General features: G+C 71.9%; 26 protein-coding genes. 9 read left to right on the forward strand and 17 right to left on the reverse strand.

Features of this window, described 5'->3' with window-relative positions:
* Positions 1–53: 53 nt before the first annotated feature.
* Complete coding sequence (locus tag AB0J66_RS37875; RefSeq protein WP_364671602.1) at positions 54–647, forward strand: hypothetical protein; 594 nt, start codon at positions 54–56, stop codon at positions 645–647.
* A gap of 63 nt (positions 648–710) precedes the next feature.
* Here AB0J66_RS37875 and AB0J66_RS37880 read toward each other — a convergent pair whose 3' ends face one another.
* A complete protein-coding gene (locus AB0J66_RS37880) occupies positions 711–1223 on the reverse strand; it encodes an LPXTG cell wall anchor domain-containing protein (protein WP_364671605.1) in 513 nt (170 codons plus the stop codon).
* Positions 1224–1318: 95 nt separating this feature from the next.
* The gene (locus AB0J66_RS37885; RefSeq protein ID WP_364671608.1) at positions 1319–1798 is read right to left on the reverse strand and encodes a PH domain-containing protein; all 480 of its coding nucleotides are present in this window, start codon (positions 1796–1798) and stop codon (positions 1319–1321) included.
* A gap of 64 nt (positions 1799–1862) precedes the next feature.
* Here AB0J66_RS37885 and msrB point away from each other — a divergent pair, with 64 nt between their 5' ends.
* Positions 1863–2270 (forward strand): peptide-methionine (R)-S-oxide reductase MsrB, encoded by a 408-nt coding sequence (gene msrB / locus AB0J66_RS37890; RefSeq protein WP_364671611.1) that lies wholly within the window; start codon positions 1863–1865, stop codon positions 2268–2270.
* A 10-nt stretch (positions 2271–2280) separates the two neighbouring features.
* Here the strand turns inward: msrB and AB0J66_RS37895 are convergent, their stop codons facing one another.
* The 6 genes from AB0J66_RS37895 to AB0J66_RS37920 form a co-directional block, all read right to left on the reverse strand.
* Entirely contained in the window at positions 2281–3327 is a 1047-nt protein-coding gene (locus AB0J66_RS37895; protein WP_364671614.1) for a glycosyltransferase family 2 protein, read from the reverse strand.
* 45 nt (positions 3328–3372) lie between these two features.
* Positions 3373–3894 (reverse strand): dihydrofolate reductase, encoded by a 522-nt coding sequence (locus AB0J66_RS37900; protein ID WP_364671616.1) that lies wholly within the window; start codon positions 3892–3894, stop codon positions 3373–3375.
* On the reverse strand, positions 3891–4691 hold the full coding sequence (locus AB0J66_RS37905) for a thymidylate synthase (protein WP_364671619.1): 801 nt from the start codon (positions 4689–4691) through the stop codon (positions 3891–3893). Before AB0J66_RS37905 ends, AB0J66_RS37900 begins: the two co-directional genes overlap by 4 nt.
* 104 nt (positions 4692–4795) lie before the next feature.
* A complete protein-coding gene (locus AB0J66_RS37910; protein WP_364671622.1) occupies positions 4796–5053 on the reverse strand; it encodes a hypothetical protein in 258 nt (85 codons plus the stop codon).
* Between the two features lie 28 nt (positions 5054–5081).
* Positions 5082–5690 carry an NAD(P)H:quinone oxidoreductase gene (gene wrbA / locus AB0J66_RS37915; RefSeq protein WP_364671625.1) on the reverse strand — a complete coding sequence of 203 codons (609 nt, stop codon included), beginning with the start codon at positions 5688–5690 and terminating at the stop codon, positions 5082–5084.
* 73 nt (positions 5691–5763) lie between these two features.
* Positions 5764–6018 (reverse strand): glycoside hydrolase family 13, encoded by a 255-nt coding sequence (locus tag AB0J66_RS37920; protein ID WP_364671628.1) that lies wholly within the window; start codon positions 6016–6018, stop codon positions 5764–5766.
* Positions 6019–6099: 81 nt separating this feature from the next.
* Between AB0J66_RS37920 and AB0J66_RS37925 the strand changes: the two genes are divergently transcribed.
* Positions 6100–6555 carry a GNAT family N-acetyltransferase gene (locus AB0J66_RS37925; RefSeq protein WP_364671631.1) on the forward strand — a complete coding sequence of 152 codons (456 nt, stop codon included), beginning with the start codon at positions 6100–6102 and terminating at the stop codon, positions 6553–6555.
* Positions 6556–6581: 26 nt separating this feature from the next.
* On the opposite strand, the gene hemQ is transcribed toward AB0J66_RS37925, so the two are convergent.
* The 3 genes from hemQ to hemE are packed head-to-tail and all read right to left on the reverse strand — an operon-like array spanning position 6582 to position 9764.
* Positions 6582–7283, reverse strand: a complete 702-nt coding sequence (gene hemQ / locus AB0J66_RS37930; RefSeq protein ID WP_364671634.1) for a hydrogen peroxide-dependent heme synthase — start codon at positions 7281–7283, stop codon at positions 6582–6584.
* 2 nt (positions 7284–7285) lie between these two features.
* Positions 7286–8668, reverse strand: a complete 1383-nt coding sequence (hemG, locus tag AB0J66_RS37935) for a protoporphyrinogen oxidase (protein ID WP_364671637.1) — start codon at positions 8666–8668, stop codon at positions 7286–7288.
* 58 nt (positions 8669–8726) lie between these two features.
* On the reverse strand, positions 8727–9764 hold the full coding sequence (gene hemE, locus AB0J66_RS37940; protein WP_364671640.1) for a uroporphyrinogen decarboxylase: 1038 nt from the start codon (positions 9762–9764) through the stop codon (positions 8727–8729).
* A gap of 73 nt (positions 9765–9837) precedes the next feature.
* Between hemE and AB0J66_RS37945 the strand changes: the two genes are divergently transcribed.
* Positions 9838–10410: a DUF3000 domain-containing protein gene (locus AB0J66_RS37945; protein ID WP_364671643.1), complete on the forward strand. Its 573-nt coding sequence runs from the start codon at positions 9838–9840 to the stop codon at positions 10408–10410.
* On the opposite strand, the gene AB0J66_RS37950 is transcribed toward AB0J66_RS37945, so the two are convergent.
* A complete protein-coding gene (locus AB0J66_RS37950) occupies positions 10397–11470 on the reverse strand; it encodes a trypsin-like peptidase domain-containing protein (RefSeq protein WP_364671646.1) in 1074 nt (357 codons plus the stop codon). The genes AB0J66_RS37945 and AB0J66_RS37950 overlap by 14 nt on opposite strands.
* 178 nt (positions 11471–11648) lie before the next feature.
* On the opposite strand from AB0J66_RS37950, the gene AB0J66_RS37955 reads away from it, so the two are divergent.
* The 5 genes from AB0J66_RS37955 to AB0J66_RS37975 all read left to right on the forward strand — a co-directional run bounded on the left by AB0J66_RS37955 (position 11649) and on the right by AB0J66_RS37975 (position 18924).
* Complete coding sequence (locus AB0J66_RS37955) at positions 11649–12953, forward strand: ribonuclease D (protein ID WP_364671706.1); 1305 nt, start codon at positions 11649–11651, stop codon at positions 12951–12953.
* Positions 12954–13266: 313 nt separating this feature from the next.
* Positions 13267–14463, forward strand: coding sequence for a thiolase family protein (locus AB0J66_RS37960; protein WP_364671649.1), 1197 nt, complete (start codon positions 13267–13269; stop codon positions 14461–14463).
* Complete coding sequence (locus tag AB0J66_RS37965; RefSeq protein WP_364671651.1) at positions 14460–16520, forward strand: 3-hydroxyacyl-CoA dehydrogenase NAD-binding domain-containing protein; 2061 nt, start codon at positions 14460–14462, stop codon at positions 16518–16520. The genes AB0J66_RS37960 and AB0J66_RS37965 overlap by 4 nt, the downstream gene beginning before the upstream one ends.
* A 144-nt stretch (positions 16521–16664) precedes the next feature.
* Positions 16665–17693 carry a hypothetical protein gene (locus AB0J66_RS37970; RefSeq protein ID WP_364671654.1) on the forward strand — a complete coding sequence of 343 codons (1029 nt, stop codon included), beginning with the start codon at positions 16665–16667 and terminating at the stop codon, positions 17691–17693.
* 166 nt (positions 17694–17859) lie between these two features.
* Positions 17860–18924: a DUF2637 domain-containing protein gene (locus AB0J66_RS37975; RefSeq protein WP_364671657.1), complete on the forward strand. Its 1065-nt coding sequence runs from the start codon at positions 17860–17862 to the stop codon at positions 18922–18924.
* A gap of 2 nt (positions 18925–18926) precedes the next feature.
* Here the strand turns inward: AB0J66_RS37975 and AB0J66_RS37980 are convergent, their stop codons facing one another.
* From AB0J66_RS37980 to AB0J66_RS38000, 5 genes are all read right to left on the reverse strand, one after another.
* Complete coding sequence (locus tag AB0J66_RS37980) at positions 18927–20168, reverse strand: HAMP domain-containing sensor histidine kinase (RefSeq protein WP_364671660.1); 1242 nt, start codon at positions 20166–20168, stop codon at positions 18927–18929.
* On the reverse strand, positions 20165–20839 hold the full coding sequence (locus tag AB0J66_RS37985; RefSeq protein WP_364671663.1) for a response regulator transcription factor: 675 nt from the start codon (positions 20837–20839) through the stop codon (positions 20165–20167). The genes AB0J66_RS37980 and AB0J66_RS37985 overlap by 4 nt, the downstream gene beginning before the upstream one ends.
* Positions 20840–20906: 67 nt before the next feature.
* On the reverse strand, positions 20907–22172 hold the full coding sequence (locus AB0J66_RS37990; RefSeq protein ID WP_364671666.1) for a PQQ-binding-like beta-propeller repeat protein: 1266 nt from the start codon (positions 22170–22172) through the stop codon (positions 20907–20909).
* 39 nt (positions 22173–22211) lie between these two features.
* A complete protein-coding gene (locus AB0J66_RS37995) occupies positions 22212–23576 on the reverse strand; it encodes a hypothetical protein (protein ID WP_364671669.1) in 1365 nt (454 codons plus the stop codon).
* A gap of 3 nt (positions 23577–23579) precedes the next feature.
* On the reverse strand, positions 23580–24887 hold the full coding sequence (locus tag AB0J66_RS38000; RefSeq protein WP_364671672.1) for a PQQ-binding-like beta-propeller repeat protein: 1308 nt from the start codon (positions 24885–24887) through the stop codon (positions 23580–23582).
* Positions 24888–24906: the final 19 nt, after the last annotated feature.

A 24906-nucleotide genomic window follows, 5' to 3' on the forward strand; every position in this document is an offset into this window, starting at 1 on the left:
CGCCGACCGTGGAGCCCGGAGCCGCGACCGCGCGGCCCGGACGGGAGACGACGATGCGCAAGACAGTGGGATGGGGGGCCGCCGCGGCGGCGCTGCTGGTGGCGGTGGCGGCCGGGCCGGCCGGGGCGACCGAGCACGGGCCGGCCCGAGTGAGTGGCTGGGCCGAGTTCGAGCTGCCCTTCGGGGCGGACGACGACGTGCGCTCGTTCGCCTTCGACGCCCGGGCGGACCCCTGGAGCCGGCCGATCCCGGTCGAGGGCGGGGAGCACGGCTCGCCCGCCGACGCCACCGGGACCGTGCGGGTCGCGCACTACCTGGCCGCGGAGCAGGTCACCGTCCGGTGGGAGGCGGCGGTCGACTGCCTGATGACCAGCCCGGGGCACGCCACGGTGACCGCGATCGTCACCCGGGCCGACGACTACGCGAAGAGTCTGCTCGGCACGCGGGTCGGGTTCAGCGTGCAGGACGGCGGGCGCGGCCGGGACCGGGTCGGCTTCACCTGGGACGCGACCGTCGACCAGAACGAGGACGGCGAGTGGGGGCCGTCCCGGATCGGGCCGTGTCTGTCCACCGCCGCCTTCGCCACGGTGACCCGCGGGGACTTCCGGATCCGGCACGCCGAGCTGACCCCTCCGCCCCGCCCGTAGCCGGACAGGCCGAAGGCCGCCTGGTTCAGGGAACCGGGCGGCCTTCGGCCGTACTCAGTTGGGTCAGGCGCTGCGACGGCGCCGGGTGTACCAGACCGAGGCGCCGCCGGCGGCGACCAGGACGCCACCCAGGGCGACCAGGGTGCTCATCGGCGCGCCGGTGACCGGCAGGGCGCCGCCGGCGCTGACACCGCCGCCGGGGGCGGTGGTGTCGGGGGCGGCGCCGCTCGGGGTCTCGGCCGGGACGGTGTCGGTGTTGGCGGTCGGCGTGCTGGTGCTCGGCGCGGGCGAGCTGGGCGCCGGCGTGGTCGGGGCCGGCGTGCCGTAGCCGGGCTGGCCGCGGGTGGGCGTCTCGTCGGTGTCGGCGGGCTGCTCGTCGGTGTCGGCGGGCGCCTCGGTGCCGTAGCCGGCGGTGCCGCCCGGGCGGCCCGGGTCGGTCGTGGTGGCGGCGACGATCGGCTGCGGGGCCTGGTCGGCGGTGGCCAGGGCGGGCGCCCCGCCGAGGGCGAGCGCGGCGGCGACGGTCAGGCCGGCGGTGGGCAGTCCGACGGCGAGGATCCGGCGAAGTGAGCTCATGAGGAGTTAATCCGTTCTGTTGCTGTGGTCATGGTCCGAGAGGGGAGCTTAGCGGCAAATGCCCGATTTACCCTGTAACCGCCCCCGGCGGGTCATCATCCCGGAAGACCACCGAAACGGTGACTCCGCCACAGATGGGACAAAGCGAACATTTTGCCCTCGAACTTGGGGTCCGCCGCGAAGAAACCACCGCTGTACGGGGCGCGCAGCTGCACGCTGGCCCCGTCACGCAGATAGACCGAGACCACCATCCGGGCGCCCCGCCGCTCGGCCCGCATGTCGGCCACATCAGCCCACCGGGCTACGCCGTCCGCGAACACCGACCGGGTGCGGATGCCACCCGAGCTGACCTGCGTGCCCGTACGCCCGCGGGCCGCCAGCCCGATCAGCGCGCCCGCCACCGCGGGCCCGACCGACACCACGGCCCACCCCGTACCGGGTGGCGAGATGGCATCGGCCCAGGTCGCGATCACGAAGAACAGCAGCACGCCGACGTTCGCGATCGATCCGAGATAGAGCCCTCGCCCGAGGGCCTGCTGCCAGGTGGGCCGGAACATGGCCGCGGATGCATCCATGTTTTGGTTCAACGGCCGGGCCGAGACCCCGGGCCGCACGCCGAGTGCGTCGTACCTTTGAAGCATGGCAACGAACGAGACCACCCTGCCCACCACCGAGGACGAGTGGCGGGTCCGCCTGTCCCCCGACGAGTTCCGGGTCCTTCGCCAGGCGGGCACCGAGGCCCCCTGGTCCGGTGAGTATGTCGACACCAAGACCGAGGGCATGTACAACTGCCGCGCGTGCGGCGCCGCGCTCTACCCGAGCAGCGACAAGTTCGACTCGCACTGCGGCTGGCCGTCGTTCGACGACGCCCTCCCCGGCGCGATCAAGGAGATCAACGACTACAGCCACGGCATGGTCCGTACGGAGATCCGCTGCGCCAACTGCGACTCGCACCTGGGCCACGTCTTCCGCGGCGAGCACATGACCGAGAAGAACACCCGCCACTGCGTCAACAGCCTGTCGATCCGCCTCGAGCCGAAGGCCTGAGGCCGCAGGATCAGGCCGGCTGACGCCTCACCGGCGCCTGGCCGGCCAGCTCCACCGCTTCCACGCCGTCGTCGTCGATCGGGCCGCCCGGGACCGGGGTGGCGATCTGGGTGACGTCGAGGGCGGCGGTGTCGAAGGCCACCAGGAACGGCGGCCGGCCCTGGCTGGCCGCGTAGATGCGGCCGATGTACTCGCCGAGCAGGCCCAGGCAGATCAGCTGGATGCCGCCGAGCAGCAGCACGGCCAGGTAAAGGGACGTCCAGCCGGGCACGACCGAGCCGGCGATCCAGGTGACCAGGGCGACGATCATCAGCACGAGGCAGACGAAGAAGCTCAGCATGCCCAGCCAGGTCGCGATCTTCAGCGGGGCCGCCGAGAAGCTGGTGATGCTGTCCAGCGTCAACTTGATCATCTTCGACAGCGGGTACTTCGTCTCACCCGCCACCCGCTCGGCCCGCACGTACGACACCTCGGCGCTGCTGAAGCCCAGCGACGGCACGATCAGCCGGTAGACCGGGCGCGGCTCCGGCAGCGCGTTCAGCACGTCGACCACCGCGCGGCTGACCAGGCGAAAGTCACCGGCCTGGTCCGACACCCACGGCCCGACCAGCTTGCGCATCACCCGGTAGTACAGGCCGGCGGTCTGCCGCTTGAACGCCGTGTCGGTGCTGCGGTCGCTGCGCACGCCGTAGACCACGTCGACCTTCTCGCGGCGCGCGGTCGCGAGCATCTCGCCGATCGTCTCGGGCGGGTCCTGCAGGTCGGCGTCGATGCTCACCACGTACGCGCCCTTGGAAGCCCGCAGGCCGGCGCGCAGGGCGGTCTGGTGGCCGACGTTGCGCCGCAGCGCCACGATGCGCAGCTGGGGCCAGTCGGCGCGCAGCTGCATGAGGCGCGAGACGGTCGCGTCGCTGCTGCCGTCGTCCACGGCCACGACCTCGTAGGTCTCGCCGAGCCCGTCGAGCACGGGCCGGAGCCGGGCCACGAAGTGGTCGACCGCCTCGCGCTCGTTGAACATCGGCGTGACCACGGAGAGTGCCACCGGTGACGCGAACATGTAGTGACCTCTTCCTGCTGCGCCGGTCATCCGTCGGCCGGAAGACTAGCCCTTCCTCGCCTCGGATGTCTTCCCAGGCCGTGACGCTTGCTCGGTGCGAACCAATTCCTCCACCACGTACCGCAGGCCGTTCCCGGAAGTCTGCCAGCCCGTCGAGGAGCTGACGACCCACCCGTCACCCAGCTCGGGGGCGTAGGTGTCGCCGGGAACAACCAGGTCCAGGCGGGTACGCAGGATGTGCCCGGCCCGGGGCAGAAAGGCCTCGTACACCGCCTGCCCGCCCATGATCCAGACCTCGCCCGTGAGGTCCACCTCGTCCACCGAGTGCGCCACCTCGGCCCCTTCGGCTGACCACGAAGGGTCACGCGTCAGCACCACGTTGCGCCGCCCCGGCAGCGGGCGGAACTTCACCGGCAGTGAGTCCCAGGTCGCGCGCCCCATGACGACCGTGGCCCCGCTGGTCCTCGTACGGAACAGGCGCTGGTCCTCGGGGAGCCGCCACGGGATCTCGCCCTTGGCTCCCACCACGCGGTCGTGCGCCTCGGCCCAGATCATGTGCACGGTCATACGGCGACGGGCGCCTTCAGCCCGGGGTGGTGCTGGTAGCCCACGACCTCGAAATCGGAGTATTTGTAATCGAACAGCGACGGCGCCGCGGCGATCTTCAAGGACGGGAACTCGAAGGGATCGCGGGTGAGCTGCGTCCTCACCTGCTCGAAGTGGTTGTTGTAGATGTGGCAGTCGCCACCGACCCAGATGAAATCGCCCGGCAGCAGCCCCGCCTGGTCGGCCACCATCCGGGTGAGCAGCGCGTAGCTGGCGATGTTGAACGGCACGCCCAGGAACAGGTCGGCGCTGCGCTGGTAGAGCTGGCACGAGAGCCGGCCGTCGGCCACATAGAACTGGAACATCGCGTGGCACGGGGCCAGCGCCATCTCCGGCAGGTCGGCCACGTTCCAGGCCGACACGATCATGCGGCGCGAGTCGGGGTCGCGGCGCAGCGTCTCCAGGACGCCGCTGATCTGGTCGACGTGACCGCCGTCGGGCGTCGGCCAGGAGCGCCACTGCACCCCGTAGACCGGGCCGAGCTCGCCGTCCGGAGCGGCCCACTCGTCCCAGATCGTCACGCCGTTGTCCCGCAGCCAGCCCACGTTGCTGTCGCCGCGCAGGAACCACAGCAGCTCGACCGCCAGCGACTTGAAGTGCACCCGCTTGGTGGTGATCAGCGGGAAGCCGGCCGACAAGTCGTACCGCAGGCGCTCGCCGAACAGGCTCACCGTGCCCGTGCCGGTGCGGTCGCTTTTCGGGGTGCCGGTGGTCAGGACCCGGCGCAGCAGGTCCTCGTACTGGGTGTCGACGGGCATGGCAGCCAACCTACCCGCCGGGCGCCCGCACCTTGAAGACGCGGCCACCCGGCGGGTCACCGATCGCGGCCGGCAATCGGCACCACCCCGGTGGCGGGGGTGAACTAACTGGCCCAGCTGTCCGACATCTGCGGGATGTGCTCGTTGAGCGACTGCAGGTCCCGCTGGGATCGGGTCTGGTCGGGCGGGGGCGGCTGGTTGACGACGAACCCGAGGTCGCCGCCGAGCTGCTGCCACCGCTCGTAGAGGATCTGATCCTGCAGGACGGCGCGGACGTCCTGGTGCGCCGCCCGCAACTCTTCCAGGGCGGCTTCATACCGGGCGACCCGGGTGTGCAGGTCGGCGGTCTCGTACGTGGTCATGCAGTCAGATTAACGGCAAATATGAGGCTTAGTCGGATTTCAGCTTGCCGGCGATCGAGACGATCCGCTGGGCGAGGTGATCCAGGGCGGCCAGTTGCGCGTCGCCGAGCGGGGCGTCGTTGGTGGCGCCGGTGACGTGCGAGACGCCGTACGGGTTGCCGTCGGCGAACTTGAGCGGGTCGGTGTAGCCCGGCGGAACGAGGATGCCGCCGAAGTGGATGATCGTGTTGTAGAGCGCGGTCAGCGTGGTCTCCTGACCGCCATGGGCCGTCTGCGAGGCGGTGAACCCGGCGTAGGCCTTGTTCGCCAGCAGACCCTGCGCCCACTGGGGGCCGAGCGTGTCGATGAACTGCTTGAGCTGGCTGGCCACATTGCCGTAGCGGGTCGGTGTGCCGAACAGCACGGCGTCGGCCCAGACCACGTCGTCGGCGGTCGCCTTGGGCTCGTCCTTGGTCCTGTCGAAGTGCTGGCTCCACGCCGCGTTGGAGGCGATCGCCTCGGCCGGCGCGAGCTCGGCCACCTGGCGCAGCCGCACCTCGGCGCCGGCCTTCTCGCCGGCTTCGGCGACCCGCTCGGCCATCTTGTGGATGGTCCCGGTGGACGAGTAGTAGATGACTGCAAGCCGAGTTCCGGCCATGATTGCCTCCTGGTGATCTGCTTGCCAAGTCAAGCCAATCCCCGGTGCAATCCGGCCGAAACCGCGAAAAGCATTACACCTTCAGTTCGCCGCCGAGCTCGTCGTCGAACCAGACGCCGCCGGTGGCCAGGTAGCGGAACCGGTAGTGACCCGGCCCGACGGTCACGCTGACGGTGCGGGTGCCGTCGCGGCGCGGCTTGAGCTCGTGCCGGCCCGGCTCCCACTCGTTGAACGTGCCGACCACGCTGACCTTGCCCTCGACCAGCGCCTCGGGCACGCAGAAGGTCACCCGGGTCTTGTTGCCGAAGAGCTTGCTTGTCTTGATCATTAAGGTCTCCACACCTCGGGCTTCCATCGGTACAACGGACGGCGACGTTACGGGTGACGCCGTGCCGCCTACGCTGCGGACATGCAACCGGAACAACATGACGAGTTCAGGTCGGCCTCGTTCCGAGACCTCGACACGACGACGCTGTACGCGATCCTCAAACTGCGCGCCGACGTCTTCGTGGTCGAGCAGGAGTGCGCGTACGGCGATCTCGACGGGCGCGACGACGAGCCCGGCACGAGACATCTGTGGTTCGCCGACAAAACGGACGTAAAGGCCTATCTCCGCATCCTGGATGATGGCGACGTGCAGCGGATCGGCCGCGTCGTCACCGCTAAGAACGCGCGCGGGGCCGGGCTGGCCGGCCGGCTCATCGCCGAAGCGCTGAAAATCATCGGAAACCGCCCGAGCGTCCTGCACGCCCAAGCGCATCTATCCGATTTCTACGCCAAGTTCGGCTTTGAGCAGACCGGTCCGGAATACCTGGAAGACGGCATCCCGCACGTGCCCATGAAGAGAGAGTTCACTCCGGCTTAGGGCGGTGGCGGGGTGGCCGGACGGGGCTACGGCAGCGTAGCGACGATCTCGCCGACCGAGCGCCGGCGGCCCGTGTAGAACGGAACCTCCTCGCGCACGTGCCGCCGCGCCTCGGACGCCCGCAGGTCCCGCATGAGGTCGACGATGCGGTAGAGCTCGTCGGCCTCGAACGCCAGCATCCACTCGTAGTCGCCCAGCGCGAACGAGGCGACCGTGTTGGCCCGCACGTCCGGGTAGCCGCGGGCCAGCTTGCCGTGCTCGGCCAGCATCTGGCGCCGCTCGGCGTCGGGCAACAGGTACCACTCGTACGACCGCACGAACGGATAGACGCAGAGGTAGGGGCGAGCCTCCTCGCCGGCCAGGAAGGCCGGGATGTGGCTCTTGTTGAACTCGGCCGGGCGGTGCAGCGCCATCTGCGACCAGACCGGGGCCAGGTGCCGGCCCAGCGCGGTCCGGCGGAACAGGCTGTACGCCTCCTGCAGCGCGTCCGAGGACTCGGAGTGCCACCAGATCATCACGTCGGCGTCGGCGCGCAGACCGGCCACGTCGTACGTGCCGCGGATCGTGACGCCCTTGGCGTCGAGCTGCTCGAAGAGGCCGTCGACCTCCGAGGCCACCTCGTCACGCAATGCCGGCAGCGGCGTCGACGCCCGGAAGACCGACCACATCGTGTACCGGATCGTCGCGTTCAGCTCGTTGAGCCGCGCCGCGTTGGTCTGCTCAGTCATCCCTAACCCTCCAGAGCCTTGCTCACGTCTTCCGCGGCCTTCTCACCGCTGGCGATGCAGACCGGGATGCCGATCCCGTCGAACGCCGCCCCGGCCAGCGCCAGCCCCGGCGGCAGGGCGGCCCGGGCCGCCGCCACCCGGTCGACGTGGCCCGGCGCGTACTGCGGCAGGCCACCGCCCCAGCGCTGCACCCACGAGACGGCCGGCGGCGGGAGCTCGTCGCCGATGAGCCGGGCCAGATCGTCCAGCGCGCGCTGCAGCAGCACCGCGTCGTCGAACTGCAGCCGCTCCTCTTCGCCGGCCCGGCCCAGGGAGGCCCGCACGATCACCGGGCCGTCGCCCGGCAGAGTCCACTTCGTCGTGAAAAAGGTAGCCGCCTTGACCAGCGTGCCCTCGCTCGGCGGCACTAAGAATCCGGACAGATCCGGAAGAGGAGTGCCGGGCGGCAGAGCCAACCCCACCAAAGCCACGCTGGCGTAGTCCAGGTCGCCGACAGCCTCGGAGGCGACCGATGAAATACCGGACAAAAGCCTCGCAGCCGGGGCGGCCGGGACGGCCAGAACGACAGCGTCGACATCATCGGTCTGCGGCGCCGGCACCGGCCCCAGCAGCAGCCGCCACCCGTGCTGAGTGCGGGCGATCTCGCGGACCGGCAGGCCCAGGCTGATCCGGGCGCCACTGGCCGACGCCGCCGCACCCACCAGCCGGCTCATGCCGCCCTCGACCGCACCGAAGATCGGCCGGCCGGGCACCCGCCGGCTCGCCTTCTGCGCGGCCCGCACGGCGGCCTGCAGGGTGTGCTCGACCCGGGCCGTCCGCGCCAGCTGCGGCATCGTCACCTGCAGGGACAGCCCGTCGGCGCGTCCCGCATAAACCCCGCCGAGCATCGGATCGACGAGCCGGTCCACGACCTCGTCGCCATAGCGCTCCCGCACCAGCGCCCCGACCGCTACATCTTCGCCGGCGGCGAGCAGCGGACGGCCCGCGTCGTGGTCGCGCCGGGCGTCCGGGTGCGCCACGTCGCCGAGCTGGGTCAGATCCCCCGGTACGCCGACCAGCGTGCCCCCGGGCATCGGCGCGAGCCGGCCGCCGATCGCCAGCGCGGCCGGCACCCGGGCCGGATGCTTGATCGCCGCGCCCAGCCCGAGCCGCTTGACCAGGCCCACGGCGGCCGACTCGGCCCCGTCCGAGCCCGACATCAGAAACGACTCGGCGCCCCGCTCGACGGTCACCCCGCCCAGCTCGCCGGTGCGCAGCTTGCCGCCGAGCACGCCGCCCTGCTCATACACGATGATCTCGGTGTCGGGTGGCGTCAGGTCGCGCAGGCGCACGGCCGCGGCGAGGCCGGCGATGCCGCCTCCGATGACCGCCACCCGCTTCCGCACGCCTTTCACCCTCCCAGGTGGCGCCCCCGCCGCATCGGCGGGGGTCGCCGACTGTGACCTACGAGGCGGACGTCTCGTGGACGAACGCCACCAGCCTGGTCAGCGCGTCCGGGTCGGTCTCGGGGAGCACGCCGTGACCGAGGTTGAACACGTGCCCGGGGGCCGCCCGGCCCTGCTCGAGGACCCGGCGGGCCTCCCGCTCGACGACCTCGCGGCCGGCGAAGAGCACGGCCGGGTCGAGGTTGCCCTGCACCGATCTCGACGGCCCGATCACCTTCGTCGCCCGATCGAGTGGCGTGCGCCAGTCGACCCCGACCACGTCGGCCCCGGCCTCGCCCATCGCCTCCAGCAGCACCGCCGTGCCGACACCGAAGTGGATGCGCGGCACGCCGGCGCCGGCCAGCCCGGTCAGCACCCGCGACGAGTGCGGCAGGACGTGCTCGCGGTAGTCGGCCTCGCTGAGCGCGCCGGCCCACGAGTCGAACAGCTGGACCGCGCTGACCCCGGCCTCGATCTGGGTGCGCAGGAAGGCCAGCGTGATGTCGGCCAGGCGGCTCATCAACGCGTTCCACAGCTGCGGCTCGCCGTACATCATGGCCTTGGTCTTGAGGTAGGTCCGGGACGGGCCGCCCTCGATCAGATAGCTGGCCAGCGTGAACGGCGCGCCCGCGAAGCCGATCAGCGGGGTGTGGCCCAGCTCCTCGACCAGCAGCCGAACCGACTCGGCGACGAAGCCGACGTCGTCGGAGGTGATCGGCCGCAGCCGCTCGACGTCGGCCGGGGTGCGCACCGGCTCGGCCACGACCGGGCCCGTGCCGGCCACGATGTCCAGGTCGATGCCGGCGGCCGCGATCGGCACGACGATGTCGCTGAACAGGATCGCGGCGTCCACGTTGTGCCGGCGTACCGGCTGCAGGGTGATCTCGGTGACCAGGTCGGGACGCCGGCACGAGTCGAGCATGCCGATGCCCTCGCGGATCTTGCGGTACTCGGGCAGCGACCGCCCGGCCTGCCGCATGAACCAGACCGGGGTGTGCGGCACGTCGAGGCCGCGGCAGGCCCGCACGAAGGGCGAATCGTTCAAGACTGTGGTCACCGCGCCATCGTGCCACGACACGCGGGGCGCGCCGATCGGCTACTCACACGCGGCGGCGGCATAGTCTTCCCCCATGGCGTCCCCCTCCGCTGAACCTCCGGCGTTCGCCCGCGCGGTCGCCGGCCTGCGGGCCCCGGCGCCACGGCCCGAGATCCTCCTCGAGGAGATCACGGCGCCGCAGAAGCTCGCCCCGTACGCGTTCGCGCTCAGCGCCACCGTGCTGCGCTCCGGCGACGAGGTGGCCGGGGGCCGGCTGATCCTGCTGCACGACCCGGCCGGCCACGAGGCCTGGCACGGCGACATCCGCCTGGTCACGCTGGTCACGGCCGAGCTCGAGGCCGACCTGGCCGACGACCCGCTGCTGCCCGAGGTCGCGTGGACGTGGCTCACCGACGGCCTGGCCCAGCACGCGGCCGCCTACACGGCCATCGGCGGCACGATCACCCAGACCACCTCGACCCGCTTCGGCGAGCTGGCCGGCCCCGCCCCCACCGCCGACCTGGAGGTCCGCGCCTCCTGGACCCCCACCGCCACCGACTTCACCGCCCATCTCCTGGGCTGGTGCGACATGCTCGCCTCAACCGCGGGTCTGCCGCCGCCGGGAGTGGCTCTCCTCGGTCAGAACCAACGAGCTAACACACCGTAAAGGTCTCGCAGGCCGTCTTGATCGGGATGGCCAGGCCGATCCCCTCGGCGTCCTTGGCCTTGGCCGTAGCCAGCCCGACCACCTGCTCGCTCGCGTTCACGACCGGCCCGCCCGAGTTGCCCGGGTTGATCGGGGCGTCGAACTGGATCGTCGGCCCGTCCGTGTCGTCCGGCCGGTAGGCGCTGATCACGCCGGTCGTCACCGTGTCGTCGAGCCCGAGCGGCGCGCCCACCACGACCACCTGCTGACCCGGCTTGACCGTGGCCGGCGCCGTGGCCAGCCCGGCGATCTTCGTGTCGGCGTGCAGCAGCGCCAGGTCCTTGGCCTTGTCCACGTCGACGATGGTCGCGTTGATCTTGGTAGTGCCGCGTTCGAGCGACACCTTGCGCCCGCCGTCGGTCCACACCTCGGCCACCACGTGGTAGTTCGTCATCAGGTTGGACTCGTTGCCCTTGGCCTTCTTGCCGACCGAGAAGGCCGTCCCGGTGAAGTTGCCCGCGCGCACCCGGAACACGCTGGGCAGCACCTTCGACGAGACCCCTTCGGGGTCGAAGACCCCGGCCAGTTTCTTCTCCAGCTGGTCGGTCCGGTCCTTCTCGGCGGCCAGCCCGGAGGCCAGGCTCTGGTTGTGGTCACTCATCGATTCGATGCGGTACGCCTGCCAGCCCGCCACCAGCAGCAGGAGCACCACCAGGCCGATCGCGACCGGCTTGACCCGCCCGGCGGCCGGCGCGCGCCGCGACGCCGGCTCGGGTTCGGCCGTCACCGGGACCGGCGGGGCCACTTCCTCGTGCCAGCGGGGTGCCGGCGCCTGCCGTTGCTGCGGCACCTGCCACTGCGGATCCTCGACCCACCCTTGCTCCTGCGGCTGCCCCCATTGCTGGGTGCGGGGCTCGCCCCAGGGGTCGCTCGCCGGCTCGTTCCAGCGGGCCGGCTCCTCCCGCCGCGGCGGCGCCTCCTGCCAGGCCGGGGCGCCCGCGGGCTCGTCCGCCCGGCGCCGCCCGTCGTACCGGCGCTGCTCCCCCGTGGTGCCGGCGGGCGTGAAGGGTTCGAAGGTCATGGTCATCCGGCGCGGCCTCCCGGGTATGCGGCGCTGCGAGAGGTAGTACGGACCAGAACGCCCTCCGGATCAGTCGGGCCGGCCCCAGTCGTAGATCGAGAATCGGCGCGCCGGGACCCGGCTGCGCGCGCGTGGGGTGGCCTCCCCGTACGGTTACGGAGTGACCGACGACGCACCCCTGCTCCGTCGGGACGCACCGGAGCCCGCAAGGGACGGACGACCGCACGCCGAGCCGCCCGACCCGACGTCTGGTGGTCCTGACGCCACGCCCGCCCCCAGTGTCCCCCTGACCGCGCCCCGAGACGGCACGCCGCGCCCCGTGGAGACCTCCGGCGAGCTGGCCGACGTGGTCGCCCGCATGGCTTCCGGCACCGGCCCGGTCGCCGTGGACGCCGAGCGGGCTTCCGGCTACCGCTACACCCAGCGCGCCTACCTGGTCCAGCTGCGGCGGGCCGGCGCCGGCACCGTCCTGATCGACCCGCTCCCCCTGGACGACCTGCGCACCCTCGACGAGGCCCTGGCCGACAGCGAGTGGGTGCTGCATGCTGCAAGCCAGGACCTAGCCTGCCTGGCCGAGATCGGCATGAAGCCGAGGCGCCTGTTCGACACCGAGCTGGCCGCCCGCCTAGCCGGCTTCGAACGCGTCGGCCTGGCCGCCCTGACGGAGCAGCTGCTCGGCTACTCCCTGGAGAAGCACCACTCCGCGGCCGACTGGTCCACGCGCCCTCTCCCCGAGTCCTGGCTCACCTACGCCGCCCTGGACGTGGAGCTCCTGACGGATCTCCGCGACCACCTGGCCGCCGAGCTGGACCGCCAGGGCAAGTCGGCGTGGGCCGCCGAGGAGTTCGCCGCCCTGGTCGCCTCCGCCGACCGCCCCCCGAAGGTCCGCCCCGACCCTTGGCGCCGGACTTCCGGAATACACCGCGTCCGCGGCGCACGGGCCCAGTCCCGCGTCCGCGCCCTCTGGTACGCCCGTGACAGCGTCGCCGCAAGACGAGACTCAGCCCCCGGCCGAGTCCTACCCGACTCGGCCATAGTCGCCGCCGCCGAGCAGGACCCCAAGGACGAGCGCACCCTCCTGGCCATCCCCGGCTTCGGCGGCCGCTCGGTCCGCCGCCTGGCCCGCGTCTGGCTCGACGCCCTCGACGAGGCCCGCGCCCTCCCCGACGACGCCCTACCCATCAACCAGCCGGTAGAGGGCCCGCCCCCTCCCCACCGCTGGGCCGAGCGCGACCCCATCGCCGCCGCCCGCCTGGCCCGCTGCCGCCAGGTAGTAATCACCACAGCCGAGGAACACACCCTCCCCCCAGAAAACCTGATCAGCCCCGACTACATCCGCCGCCTGGCCTGGTCCCCACCAGAGGACGTCACCCCCAACACCATCAGCGACACCCTCAGGGGTTTCGGCGCCCGCAACTGGCAAACGGTCCTACTAGCCGACCGCCTAGCCGAGGCCTTGCCGGAACCCCAGCCCACCCTCTAGCGAGGGGGTTTGGGTGGGGGTCCCGTTGCGACGGCAGGTAGGGACCAGATCGCAAAGGGGTGGGGTCCGCAAGCGGGGTGTGCTTGCGGACCCCACCCCTTTGTGATCCCCTCGCCGGTCGACGCAGCGGGACCCCCACCTCTCGCTGGGGGTCCCCGCAGCCGATGGCCAGGGTCTAGGGCAGCGCCCCAGGGTCTTCCCCAAAAACCCCACCCCCCAGCTGTGACGTTTCCGCAACCCGCTACCCGCCCTTAGTTACCCACGAGTAGCATCAAAGACCTAACCCCCGGGCCCGCCCGCAAGGAGGCTTGCTGTGCCCCGTGAGATACGCGAGGTCGTCTTCGTAGACGGCGTCCGCACCCCCTTCGGCAAGGCCGGCGGCATGTACGCCGAGACCCGCGCCGACGACCTGGTAATCCGCTGCATCCGCGAGCTCATGCGCCGCAACCCGCAGCTCCCCCCAGACCGGGTCGACGAGGTAGCCATCGCCGCCACCACTCAAACCGGCGACCAGGGCCTGACCATCGGCCGCACCGCCGCCCTCCTTTCCGGCCTCCCGAAAACGGTCCCCGGCTACGCCATCGACCGCATGTGCGCCGGCGCCATGACCGCGGTGACGAACGTCGCCGGCGGCATCGCGATCGGCGCCTACGACATCGCCATCGCCGGCGGCGTCGAGCACATGGGCCACCACCCCATGGGCGAGGGCGTGGACCCCAACCCCCGAATCCTCGCCGAGAAGCTGGTCGACCCCAGCGCTTTGGTCATGGGCTCAACAGCGGAGAACCTGCACGACCGCCTCCCCAACATCACCAAGGAGCGGACGGATCGCTACGGGTTGAATTCCCAGCTGAAGACGGCCAAGGCCTACGCCGACGGCAAGCTGCAGCCGGACATGGTCCCGGTCGCCATTCGCAACACCGAGGAGGGCTGGGGTCTGGCCACGGCCGACGAGGCCCCGCGCGAGACCTCCATGGAGAAGCTCGCCACCCTCAAGACCCCGTTCCGCCCGCACGGCCGGGTCACCGCCGGTAACGCCGCCGGCCTCAACGACGGCGCCACGGCCGCCCTGCTGGCCGACGAGGAGACCGCCCGTGAGCTGGGCCTGCCGGTCGCCATGCGGATGGTGAGCTACGGCTTCGTCGGCGTCGAGCCGGAGATCATGGGGTACGGCCCGATCCCGTCGACCGAGAAGGCCTTGAAGAAGGCCGGCCTGACCATCGACGACATCGGCCTGTTCGAGCTGAACGAGGCGTTCGCGATCCAGGTGCTGGCGTTCCTCGACCACTACGGCATCGCCGACGACGACCCGCGGGTCAACCCGTGGGGCGGCGCGATCGCGATCGGCCACCCGCTGGCCTCGTCCGGCGTCCGCCTGATGACGCAGCTCGCGCGTCATTTCGCCGAGCACCCCGAGGTCCGGTACGGCCTCACCGCCATGTGTGTCGGCATCGGCATGGGCGGCACGGTTATCTGGGAGAACCCGAACTGGGAAGGCGCCGAGAAGTGATCGAGCACCCGACTGAGGTAGTGACCAAGGCTCTTGTCCGCCTGGTCGCCGTGCCCGGCCTGGACAAGAAGGCCGCGCTGATCACGCTGGACAACGGCCTGGACTACAAGAAGCCGAACAGCTTCGGCCCGGGTGGTCTGCGGTCGCTGGACGAGGCGATCACGAAGGCGACCGAGGCCGACCCGGCGTTCATCGCGCTGACCGGCAAGCCGTACATCTTCTGCGTGGGAGCCGACATCACCGGCATCCCGTACATCACCTCGCGGGAGCAGGCGGTCGAGCTCGGCGAGCTCGGCCATCGGGTCTTCGCCCGCCTGAAGGACTCGAAGATTCCGACCTTTGCCTTCATCAACGGCGCGGCGCTGGGTGGCGGCCTCGAGGTGGCGCTGCACTGCCACTACCGTACGGTTTCGGGCGGCGCGGCGGCGCTGGGTCTGCCCGAGGTCGCGATCGGCCTGGTCCCGGGCTGGGGTGGCAGCCAGCTGCTGCCCAACCTGATCGGCGTGCCGGGCGCGGCCCAGGTGATCCTGCAGAACCCACTCACCCAGAAGACGCTGCGCCCGAAGCAGGCGGCCGAGCTCGGCGTGGCCGACCAGCTGTTCGAGCCGGCCGACTTCCTGGAGCGTTCGCTCGAGTGGGCCGCCGCGGTGGTCAAGGGTGAGCTGACGGTCCAGCGGCCCGAGGTCGACCAGGACATGTGGGAGGGCGTGCTCTTCTTCGCCAAGCAGCAGCTCGACGAGAAGCTGCACGGCGCCGTCCCGTCCGCCAACAAGGCCCTGGAGCTGCTGGCGCTGGCCAAGGACGCGAAGTTCGAAGACGGCACGGCGGCCGAGACGCAGGCCCTGGCCGACCTGATCATGGGTGATGAGGCCCGGGCCAGCCTGTACGCGTTCGACCTGGTGCAGCGCCGGGCCAAGCGGCCGGTCGGCGTGCCCGACAAGTCGCTGGCCCGCAAGGTGACCAAGGTCGGCGTGATCGGCGCCGGCCTGATGGCCTCCCAGCTGGCGCTGCTGTTCGTCCGCCGCCTGCAGGTGCCGGTCGTGCTGACCGACCTCGACCAGGAGCGGGTCGACAAGGGCGTGCAGTACGTGATCGACCAGATCGACAAGCTGGTCAGCAAGCGCCGGCTCGACGAGGGCACCGCGGCCAAGCTGCGCGGCCTGGTCAGCGGCTCGGTCGACAAGTCGGTCTTCGCCGACGCCGACTTCGTGATCGAGGCGGTCTTCGAGAACCTCGAGCTCAAGAAGCAGATCTGGGCCGAGCTCGAGAAGATCGTGACGCCCGAGGCGATCCTGGCCACCAACACCAGCTCGCTGTCGGTCTCCGAGCAGGCGGCCGGCCTGGAGCACCCTGAGCGGGTCGTCGGGTTCCACTTCTTCAACCCGGTGGCGGTTCTGCCGCTGCTGGAGATCATCCGCGGCGAGCGGACCGACGACGCGACGCTGGCCACGGCGTTCGCGGTCGGCAAGGAGCTGAAGAAGTCGTCGGTGCTGGTCAAGGACGCCCCGGCGTTCGTGGTCAACCGGCTCCTGACCCGGGTCACCAGCGAGATCTTCCAGGCCATCGACGCCGGCACCCCGCTCGACGTGGTCAACGTGGCGATGGACCCGCTCGGCCTGCCGATGCGCCCGATCGCGCTGCTACAGCTGGTCGGCCCCGCGGTCGCGTACCACGTGGGTGAGACCCTGCACCGGGCCTTCCCGGATCGCTACGCCGACTCGCCGAACCTGAAGAAGATCGTCGACGCGAAGCTGCCGGTCATGGTGGACGACGAGATCAACCCGGCCGTGGCCGAGCTGATCGAGGGCGGCTCGGCGCCGCTGACGGCCGAGGAGGTACGGCTGAAGGCGATGGACGCGCTCGCGGAGGAGATCCGCCTCATGCTCGACGAGGGCGTGGTGGCCGAGGCGCAGGACATCGACCTGTGCATGATCCTCGGCGCCGGCTACCCGCTGCACCTGGGGGGCGTCACGCCGTACCTGGACCGCAGTGGCACCTCCGAGCGGGTGACCGGCAAGCGGTTCCTGCCGAAGGGCGTGGCCTCGCTGCCCGCCTGATCCCGTTTTGACGACCGGTGCCCCGTGCTTTTCGTGAGCGCGGGGCATCGTCGTTTCGGTGTGTCACACCTCCTCCTCCCTGGGGAGATGCGTCATTGCCGGATGCCGATAGGCTCCGTGGGTACCCGATTGATGGAGCGCTCGATGTCGCAGCCCCCGTACCCCGGCCAGCCCTATCCGGGCGAGCCCTCCTCCGGCCAGCCGTACCAGGGACAGCCGCCGTACCCGCCGAACCCGGGCCAGCCGCCGTACCAGGGTCAGCCGCCGTACCAGCCCTACCCCGGACAGCAGCCGCCCGCCGACGCTCCCGGCTCTGTGCCGCCCGCGCCGCCGTACCCGCCCACCACGGCGTACCCGGCCCCCGGCCAGCCCGACTACACCCAGCCGCAGTACGGGCAGCAGCCTCCGTACGGTCCTCCGCCGGGTGACTACACGCAGCCGCAGTACGGTCAGCCCGCGTACGGCCAGCCGGGATATCCCCCGCCCCCGCCGCCGCAGCAGAAGAACAAGGTGCTGCCGATCGTCCTCACCGCGATCGCCATCGTGCTGGTGCTCTGCGTGGGCGGCTCCGTGGCGCTCTACCTGGTCGGCAAGAACGCGGACGACGACAAGACGGCCACCAGCGCGGACGCGACGCCGACCGTGACCTCCACCGTCGAGCCGACCGAGACCGCGACCGCGCCGCCCACCACCGAGCCGACCAAGCCGCCGGCCGCCACCATCAAGATCGTGGAGCCGGCGAAGCTGGGCGGCCGCCCCAAGCTGACCAACCAGCAGTTCGCGCCGCAGACCGAGCGTCTCGAGTCCAGCCTGAAGACGATGCCCGGGGTCACCAAGGCCATCGGCGCCCTGTACGGCACGGTGGGCGAGAAGGACATCGTGGTGCTGGCGGCCGCGGCGGTCCCGATCGCCAACCCGAAGACGGAGCTCGACTCGACCTTCTACGGCGCCGGCGTCGGCGGCCTGAAGATCGAGAACATCGTCGACGCCCCCACCGGCGCCCTCGGCGGCTACGCCAAGTGCGGCAGCGGAGACGCCTCCGGCACCGACTTCACCCTCTGCGCCTGGGCCGACAACGGCAGCTTCGGCATGATCATCTCTTACTTCAAGTCGACTTCAGCCGCCAAGGCCGAGTTCCCCAAGCTCCGGGCACAGGTCGAGAGCAAGAGCTAGTCAACCCGACACGCCGTTCAACACGATCACATAGTGGCGACGCCTCCGGCACGGACCGATCACGGTTCGTTCTCCGGAGGCGTTCGCGTCATCTCCACCGTTCAGGATGGGCCGGGTCCCCGATCGGTCGCCCGCCGGCCCCGATCACTGAGTGAGGAGAGCCGCGGTGATCCTGGAGCACTTGCGCCGCGTCCGCTGGGCGGTACGAGCCACGCTGCTGCTGGGCGTCGCCGCCTCGGTCGTCGCCAACGTCCTGCACGCCCTGGACAACCCGATCAGCCAGGCCATCGCCGCCTGGCCCCCACTCGCCCTGCTGCTGACGGTCGAGCTCATCTCCCGGGTCCCGGTCCACCGTCGCTGGCTGGCCGCGGCCCGCTTCCTCTCCACCGCCATCATCGCCGGCATCGCCGCCTGGGTCTCCTACTGGCACATGGTCGGCGTAGCCGCCCGCTACGGCGAGACCGGCGCCTCCCCCTACCTGCTCCCTCTCTCAGTGGACGGCCTGATCGTCGTAGCCAGCATCTGCCTGGTCGAGCTGGGCGGCCGCATCTCCACCCTGGAGCGCGCCACCGACCCTGCCACCTCGTCGCCCGCGCCCGCCTCGCCGACTGCCGGGCCCGCCGCGTCGCCCGCGCCCGCGTCGCCGACTGCCGGGCCCGCCGCGCCAGCAATGACCATCACCCGCTTGCCCGACATTTCCGACACGCACGATGAGTCGGATCCGGCGGCCGCACTGCCCGGTCTCATACCGGCTCCCACCCGCAACGCCGGCACCGGCGCCGGAAGCCGAGCGGCCACCGCAGCCGCCCTGGCCGAGGTGGCGGCGGCCCTTCCCCGGGCCACCGACAACCCGCCCTTCACCCCGACCGTGACCCGTCAGGGCCGCCCGGCCGGCAACGCGCCTCGGCCAGCCACCGGCGCTCCCCGCTCCGCGGCCGAAACTCCCCGGCCGTCCGCCAGCGTGCCCCGCTCCGCGGCCGAGGCTTCCCGGCCCGTCGGCGCCGGCCGTGCGGTACCGGCTCAGCGCACCCGCCCGGAGACGACCACGGTCAGCGCCGAGAAGCCGCCCCGAGCCCGCCGCACTCCGGCCGAGACGGTCGCGCTGGCCCAGCAGATCAGGACCGCCCGCCCCGACCTGAGCGAAGCCGACCTGGCCGCCGAGCTGGGCATCAGCCTCTCTCGCTGGCGCACCATCCGCCGCGAAACCGGCGACCCCACCCTCGCCGTCTGACGTCACTGGGACGGGGCGACGCCCAGGCCCTTGGCGCGTTTGACGGTGGCGGTGGCGGCGACGACCGGGGTGGCGTCGGCGGTGGGCAGTCTCACCGTGACTTCGAGGCCGCCGCCGTCCTGGGCGACCGCCGACACTGTGCCGCCGTGGGCGTCGCAGACGGCTCGGACGATGGACAGGCCCAGGCCCGAGCCGCGGGAGCCGGTGCGTTCCCAGCCGCCGCGGCGGAAGGGCTCGAACAGGCCCGGCACGTCGGCCGGCTCGACCTCGTAGCCGGTGTTGCCGACGACCAGCACGGCGTGGCCGTCGACGGTCGAGGTGCGGAGCCAGAGGCTGCCGAGGAGGTGGTTGTAGCGGATCGCGTTCTCGATCAGGTTGCCCGCGAGCCGGTCGAGCAGCGACGGGTCGCCCACCACCGACGCGGGTTGGAGGTCGGTGGTCACGTCGAGTTTCAGGCGTTCGGCCTCGGCCCGGACCGCTGACAGGGCGTTGGTCACGCTCATCGAGAGGTCGGCCGGGACCTTGCGGACCAGGCGGCGACCCGACTGGGCTTCGGAGCGGGCCAGCACGAGCAGCGCGTCGACCAGCCCGTTCGCTCTTTCCGAGGCGTTGCGGACGACCTTGGCCATCCGGCGGTACTCGGCCACGTCGGCCTCGTCGTCGCTCAGGGTCACGTCGATCTCGGTGCGCATGACCGCGAGCGGGGTCCGCAGCTCATGGGAGGCGTTGGCCACGAAGCGTTTCTGGGATTCGAAGGCGCCGGCCAGCCGGTCGAGCATGGCGTCGAAGGTGCGGGCCAGCTCGGCCACCTCGTCGTCGGCCCCGGAGTAGCGGATGCGCTGATCGAGCGTTTCTTCACCGAGCCGGCGGGCGGTCTGGGTCACCGCGTGCAGCGGGCGCAGGGCCCGGCCAGCCACCGCGTACGCCCCGGCGGTGCCGATGATGCCGATCGCGAACAGCGCGACCAGGCCTTTGACCAGCACTTCCTGGGAGGCTTGGGAGATGATCGTGCTCTGCCACTCGGCCGCGTCGCGGATCTCGCCGCTCTCGAGGACGACCTGGGTGCCCGGGCGCAGGCCCTCGCCGGAGCTCATCACGTCGCTGACCAGCAGCCACGCCAGCAGCACGAGGATGGCCCCGGCGCCGACGAGCAGGATGCCGTTGAGCAGGGTGAGCCGCAGGCGCAGGGTGGGGCGGAGGCTGAGCCGCAGGCTGCGGTGGTTGCTGCCGGAGTAGACCGTCATGAGAGGACGACCGGTTCGGGCACGCGATAGCCCGCGCCGACCACGGTCTCGATCAGCGGCGGGTCGCCGACCTTCTTGCGCAGCGTCATCATGGTCACCCGTACGGTCGTGGTGAAGGGGTCGGTGTTGGCATCCCAGACGCGTTCGAGCAGCTCCTCGCTCGACACCACGCCCCCGCGGGCCTTGAGCAGCTCTTCCAGGACGCCGAACTCCTTGTTGGTCAGGTCGATGGGGGTGCCGCCGCGGGTGACGACCCGGCGGGTCTGATCGAGCACGAGGTTGCCGACCGTGAGCACGGGCGGGGCGGCCGGGGTGGCTCGCCGGCCGAGCGCCTGGACCCGGGCCACCAGCTCGTCGAAGGCGAACGGCTTGGGCAGGTAGTCGTCGGCGCCGAGCTGCAGGCCCTCGACCCGGTCGGCCACCGTGCCGCTGGCGGTGAGCATCAGGACCCGGGTGAGGGCCCCTGACTCGACCAGCGCCGCGCAGATCTCGTCGCCGTGCATGCCGGGCAGGTCGCGATCGAGCACCACCACGTCGTAACGGGTCACATAGGCCATCTCATGGCCCTGGAGGCCGTCGTACGCCACGTCGACCGCCATGCCCTTGCGGCGCAGGCCCCGGGCGATCGCGTCACAGAGGTTCCGCTCGTCTTCCACTACCAGCACACGCACCGCAGACCTCCGTCGACAACCGGGTACAGCCTCGTCGACCGGGTGTGAAGAGGCTGTAAGTGGAAGGTTACTCAAGTGGCCACAGCGCGACCGAGGCGTCGATCAGCCGGCAGATCAGCATGCCGGCCGCCTCGCGGCAGTTGCCGGAGACGCCGCCGGCCCGCCCGGTGACCCGGATCTCGCGCGTGACCGGGTCGAGCCGGCCGTAGTAGACGAGGTCCTCGCCATAGATGTCGATCTTTCCAAAGAGCGGGCCGGACGGTGAACCGTCGAGGATCTCCCAACGGCCGAAGTTGCCGACGGGCTCGCCGGTGGCCGGGTCGAGCAGCCACACGGCGGGGTCGAAGGTCCGCCGGTCGAGGCGGATGGCCGCGAGGTACGGGCCGGCCGGCTGCGCGTACGCCCAAAAGCTGGAGGACCACAGAGCGCGACCGGTCGTCCGGTCGAGCGCGACAATGCCGCTCTGCTGGCGGAAGGTGCAGATCAGCGTGCCGCAGTCGGCCTGCATCCAGCTCTGCGACAGGTCGGCCTCGGTCCGCCAGCGGAAGGTGAGGCCGGGCAGCTGGTACGCGCTGAACCCGTCCGCGGCGCCGATGGTGACCAGGTCGCCGACCGGCCAGACGTTCCCGGCGCCGCGCGGCACGCTCCGCTGGGCCACGACCCGCCCGGTTCCCGCGTCCCGGGTCTCCAGACGGCCGTCGCCGGACTGGACCACGAGCCAGCGCGGGTGGCCGCGAGGCCCGGTCTCGGCGATGGAGCCGTCCGGCGGGCGCGGCACCGTCCAGCGCACGACGCCGGTGGCCGCTTCGACGGCGAGGAACCCCTCGTCGGTCGCCAGCAGCACCAGGTCGCCGGCCGCGGAGCCGACCAGCCGGGCCGGGCGGCGCCACAGGGTCCGGTCGGTGCCGGCGCCGACCGCCACGACGGCCAGGTCGCCGCTCGCCTCCAGCTGGTACGACGCCACGACCGTGTGCCCGACCCGCATCACGTGGTCGACCGCGCCGGCCACGGTGACCATGGTGCTGTCGAGGAGCCGGGCGGTCGGCAGCGCGTACGTCCGGACGTCCCGCACCAGCACGCCGGGCCCGACGACCGTCGAGCCACCGGCCACGAACAGCAGATTGTCGGCGACGTAGTAGGAGGCGCCGAGGTCGGCCGGGATGACGATCGGCCGGACTTCGCGGGCCGGGGCCGCCGCGGCCGCCAGCAGCGCCACCAGCACGAGCGACAGCACGCCGAGCAGCGTCCGCACCGGCGGCGGGGGTGGGGGCGGCGAAACGGGCGGCGGGGCGTCGCGCGGCGCCTCGCCGAGGTCGATCAGCACGTCGGCCATGCGCCCTCCCCAGGTCCCCCCAGTGTGCGCCCGCGGCGGCTAACCGCGGTATGCCCAGACGCGCAGACTGTCCTGGGCGCGGCAGACCACGTACCGCGAGTCGGCCTGGCAGTCGCTGATCGCCATCGCGGTCGTCCCGAGCGGCTGGACCCGATCATGGCCGGCGTCGATCACGCCGAAGGCGCTGACGCCCTTCTCGAGGCCGCGCCGCAGCACGATCGACTCGTCGGACCCGCCGACCACCTCGGCCGGCCACCGGTCGAGGTCGACGCGCGAAGTTCCGGTCGGCGGGTCGACGAGGCGTACCAGCGTTCCGGTGCTCGTCTCCTGCTCCAGGAGGTAGCCGCCGCGCCGGATCAGGTCGACGCCGGTGGGCGCGCGCCACATCGGCCGGCCGGTCGCCGGGTCGAGCACGGCCAGCCCGGCCTCCTCGTCCGAGCAGACCAGCCCGGTGCAGGCGGCCCGCTGGACCGGGGCCGGTGGGACGTCACGGACCCACAAGGGGGCGAGGTCGCCGGGCGCATAGGCCGCCTCGTGCGTCGCGTAGCCCTCGGTGTCGTAGTAATAGATCATCATGAGGTCGCCGATGATCTCGCCGCTCAGCGGCGAACGCCCGTCGACCTTGGGCGGGGCCGTGCGGTGGACCGGCCGGCCGGTGACCCCGTCGAGGCGCTCCATGCCGGTCGAGGAGAGCAGCAGCACGGCCGGCGCGTCACCGGGCGCCGTCTCGGCGATGACCGCGCCGGGCACGCTCCGGCTCCAGACGGTCGCGCCCGTGTAGAGGTCGACGCCGCGAAGGTCGGTCCGGCTCGGCGGCTCGTCGTGCGGTTCACCGCCGGCGGTGAACCACAGCTGCCCGGGCGCGCCGGACTCCTGGTCGTACACCGTGCCGGGCCGGAACCGGGGCTCCTGGATCAGCCCGATCCGCCCGCCGGCCATCGCCGCCACCGGCGTCCCGGTCGACCAGCGGACCTGCCCGCTGTGCCCGTCGAGCACGGTGGCCGACGGCCCGTGGGAGATCAGCACGACGTCGCCCGCCCGCTCGACGTGGAAGCCGCCGAACCCGATCGCGTCCTGATCCCGCGCCGGCAGGTCGTATCGCGTCTGCCAGAGTTGCTGGGGCGGCTCGGCCAGGCTCCACGCGGTCACCTGACGGCCGGGTCCGATCTCGTTCATCGTGTAGGCGCGGCCGCCGGTCAGCTCGAACGGCTCCTCCAGCCCCGGCGTGACCGGCAGCGAGCCCAGGTAGCGCCAGAGGGTCGGCCCGGCGGGCGCCGCGGCCCCGGCGGCCAGCACGAGCACGGCCGCGAGGATCAGGCCGGGCAGCCGGTACAGGTGGGCGGGTGGCGGCGAGCTGGGCGCCGGGCCGGGCTGGTCGGTCAGGTCCAGCTCGATCAGCGCCAAAGCTCAACCCTTCAGGCCGTACGCCCAGACGACGAGCTGGCCGTACATGGTGCGGCAGACCAACCGGCCCGGCACCGACTGGCAGTCGCCGGTGCCCGTGGGCAGGTCGGCCAGCAGCCGTGGGCGCTGCTCGCCCGGCCGGGCGACGGCGACCATGGTACGGCTTCCCGGTTCGAGCGAGCGCGTCACCAGCAGATGGCCGTCGAGGCCGCTGCCGGTGACAGGCCGCCAGCCGGTCAGATCGACCTGGAGCCGTCCCCGGTCCGGGTCGATCAGGCCGAGGGTGGTGGTGTGCTCCGGGGAGCCGTAGGCCACGTACATGGCCCCGAACTGCTGCAGGCCGCGCCAGGACGGCTGCTGCCAGCGCAGGTCGCCGGTGAGCGGGTCGATCCCCCGCATGCCGTCCGGGCCGCTCAGGCAGGCCAGCATCCCGCACGCCTGGATCTCGTACGCGCCCTCGGCCGGCATGGTCCACACGTTGCGCAGGGTCTCCGGGTCGTAGGCGGAGATCTCCATGCCCGGGTTGCCGGGGTGGCGCAGCAGGATCAGCCCGTTCACCACGGCCGGGTTGGCCGGGTCGTAGTCGGCCGGCGGCACCTGGCGGCTGACCAGCCGCTCGCCGGTGACCAGGTCGCGGACCTCCATGGTCCGGTCGTCGTGCACGAGCAGCATCCGGGTGCCGGAGTCGCCCGGCCCGGGCAGGCCGGTCAGCACGGCGCTGGCCGGCACCGGCACGGTCCACCGGGTCTGGCCGGTCAGCGGGTCGACGGCCTGGATGGGCCCCTCGACCCGGCGGCCGGCGCCGGACTGGCTGCGCCGCGGCGTGACGGCGAGCAGGGTGGGTGAGCCGGCCACGGTGACGACCTGGCCGGCCCGGGTCCACCGCGAGACACCGTCGGCGACGGAGACCGCGGTGGTGCCGGGGTCGCTGGTGCCCACGCTCCAGGGCCGCATCAGCACCAGCCCGCCGCCGAGGCGCAGCCGGTAGGCCGGGGTGGACTGGCCGGCCTCCCACAGGGTCCGGCCGGTATCCAGCTCGTACGAGCTGAGCAGGCCGAACGTCTGCGCGAGGAGCTGGCCGCGGTCGGTCATGGCGTACGCGTCGGCCGGCCCGATCTGGAGGGTGAAGACCTCCCGCAGCGGCGACTTCGCGGGCTCGGCGGACGCGGTCGCGGTGAAGAGCACGAGCACGGCCAGCAGGGCCGCGGGGAACCAGCCGGGGAACGTCGAGCGGCCGGGCGAGCCGTACGTCTCCGGCTCGCCCCGATCAAGACCGAGATCGATGATGACCGTGCTGCTCGTGACGCTCATGCCTCAAAGGTAACGAGCA

It is taken from the genome of Actinoplanes sp. NPDC049598 (assembly GCF_040675435.1).
Lineage (GTDB): Bacteria > Actinomycetota > Actinomycetes > Mycobacteriales > Micromonosporaceae > Actinoplanes.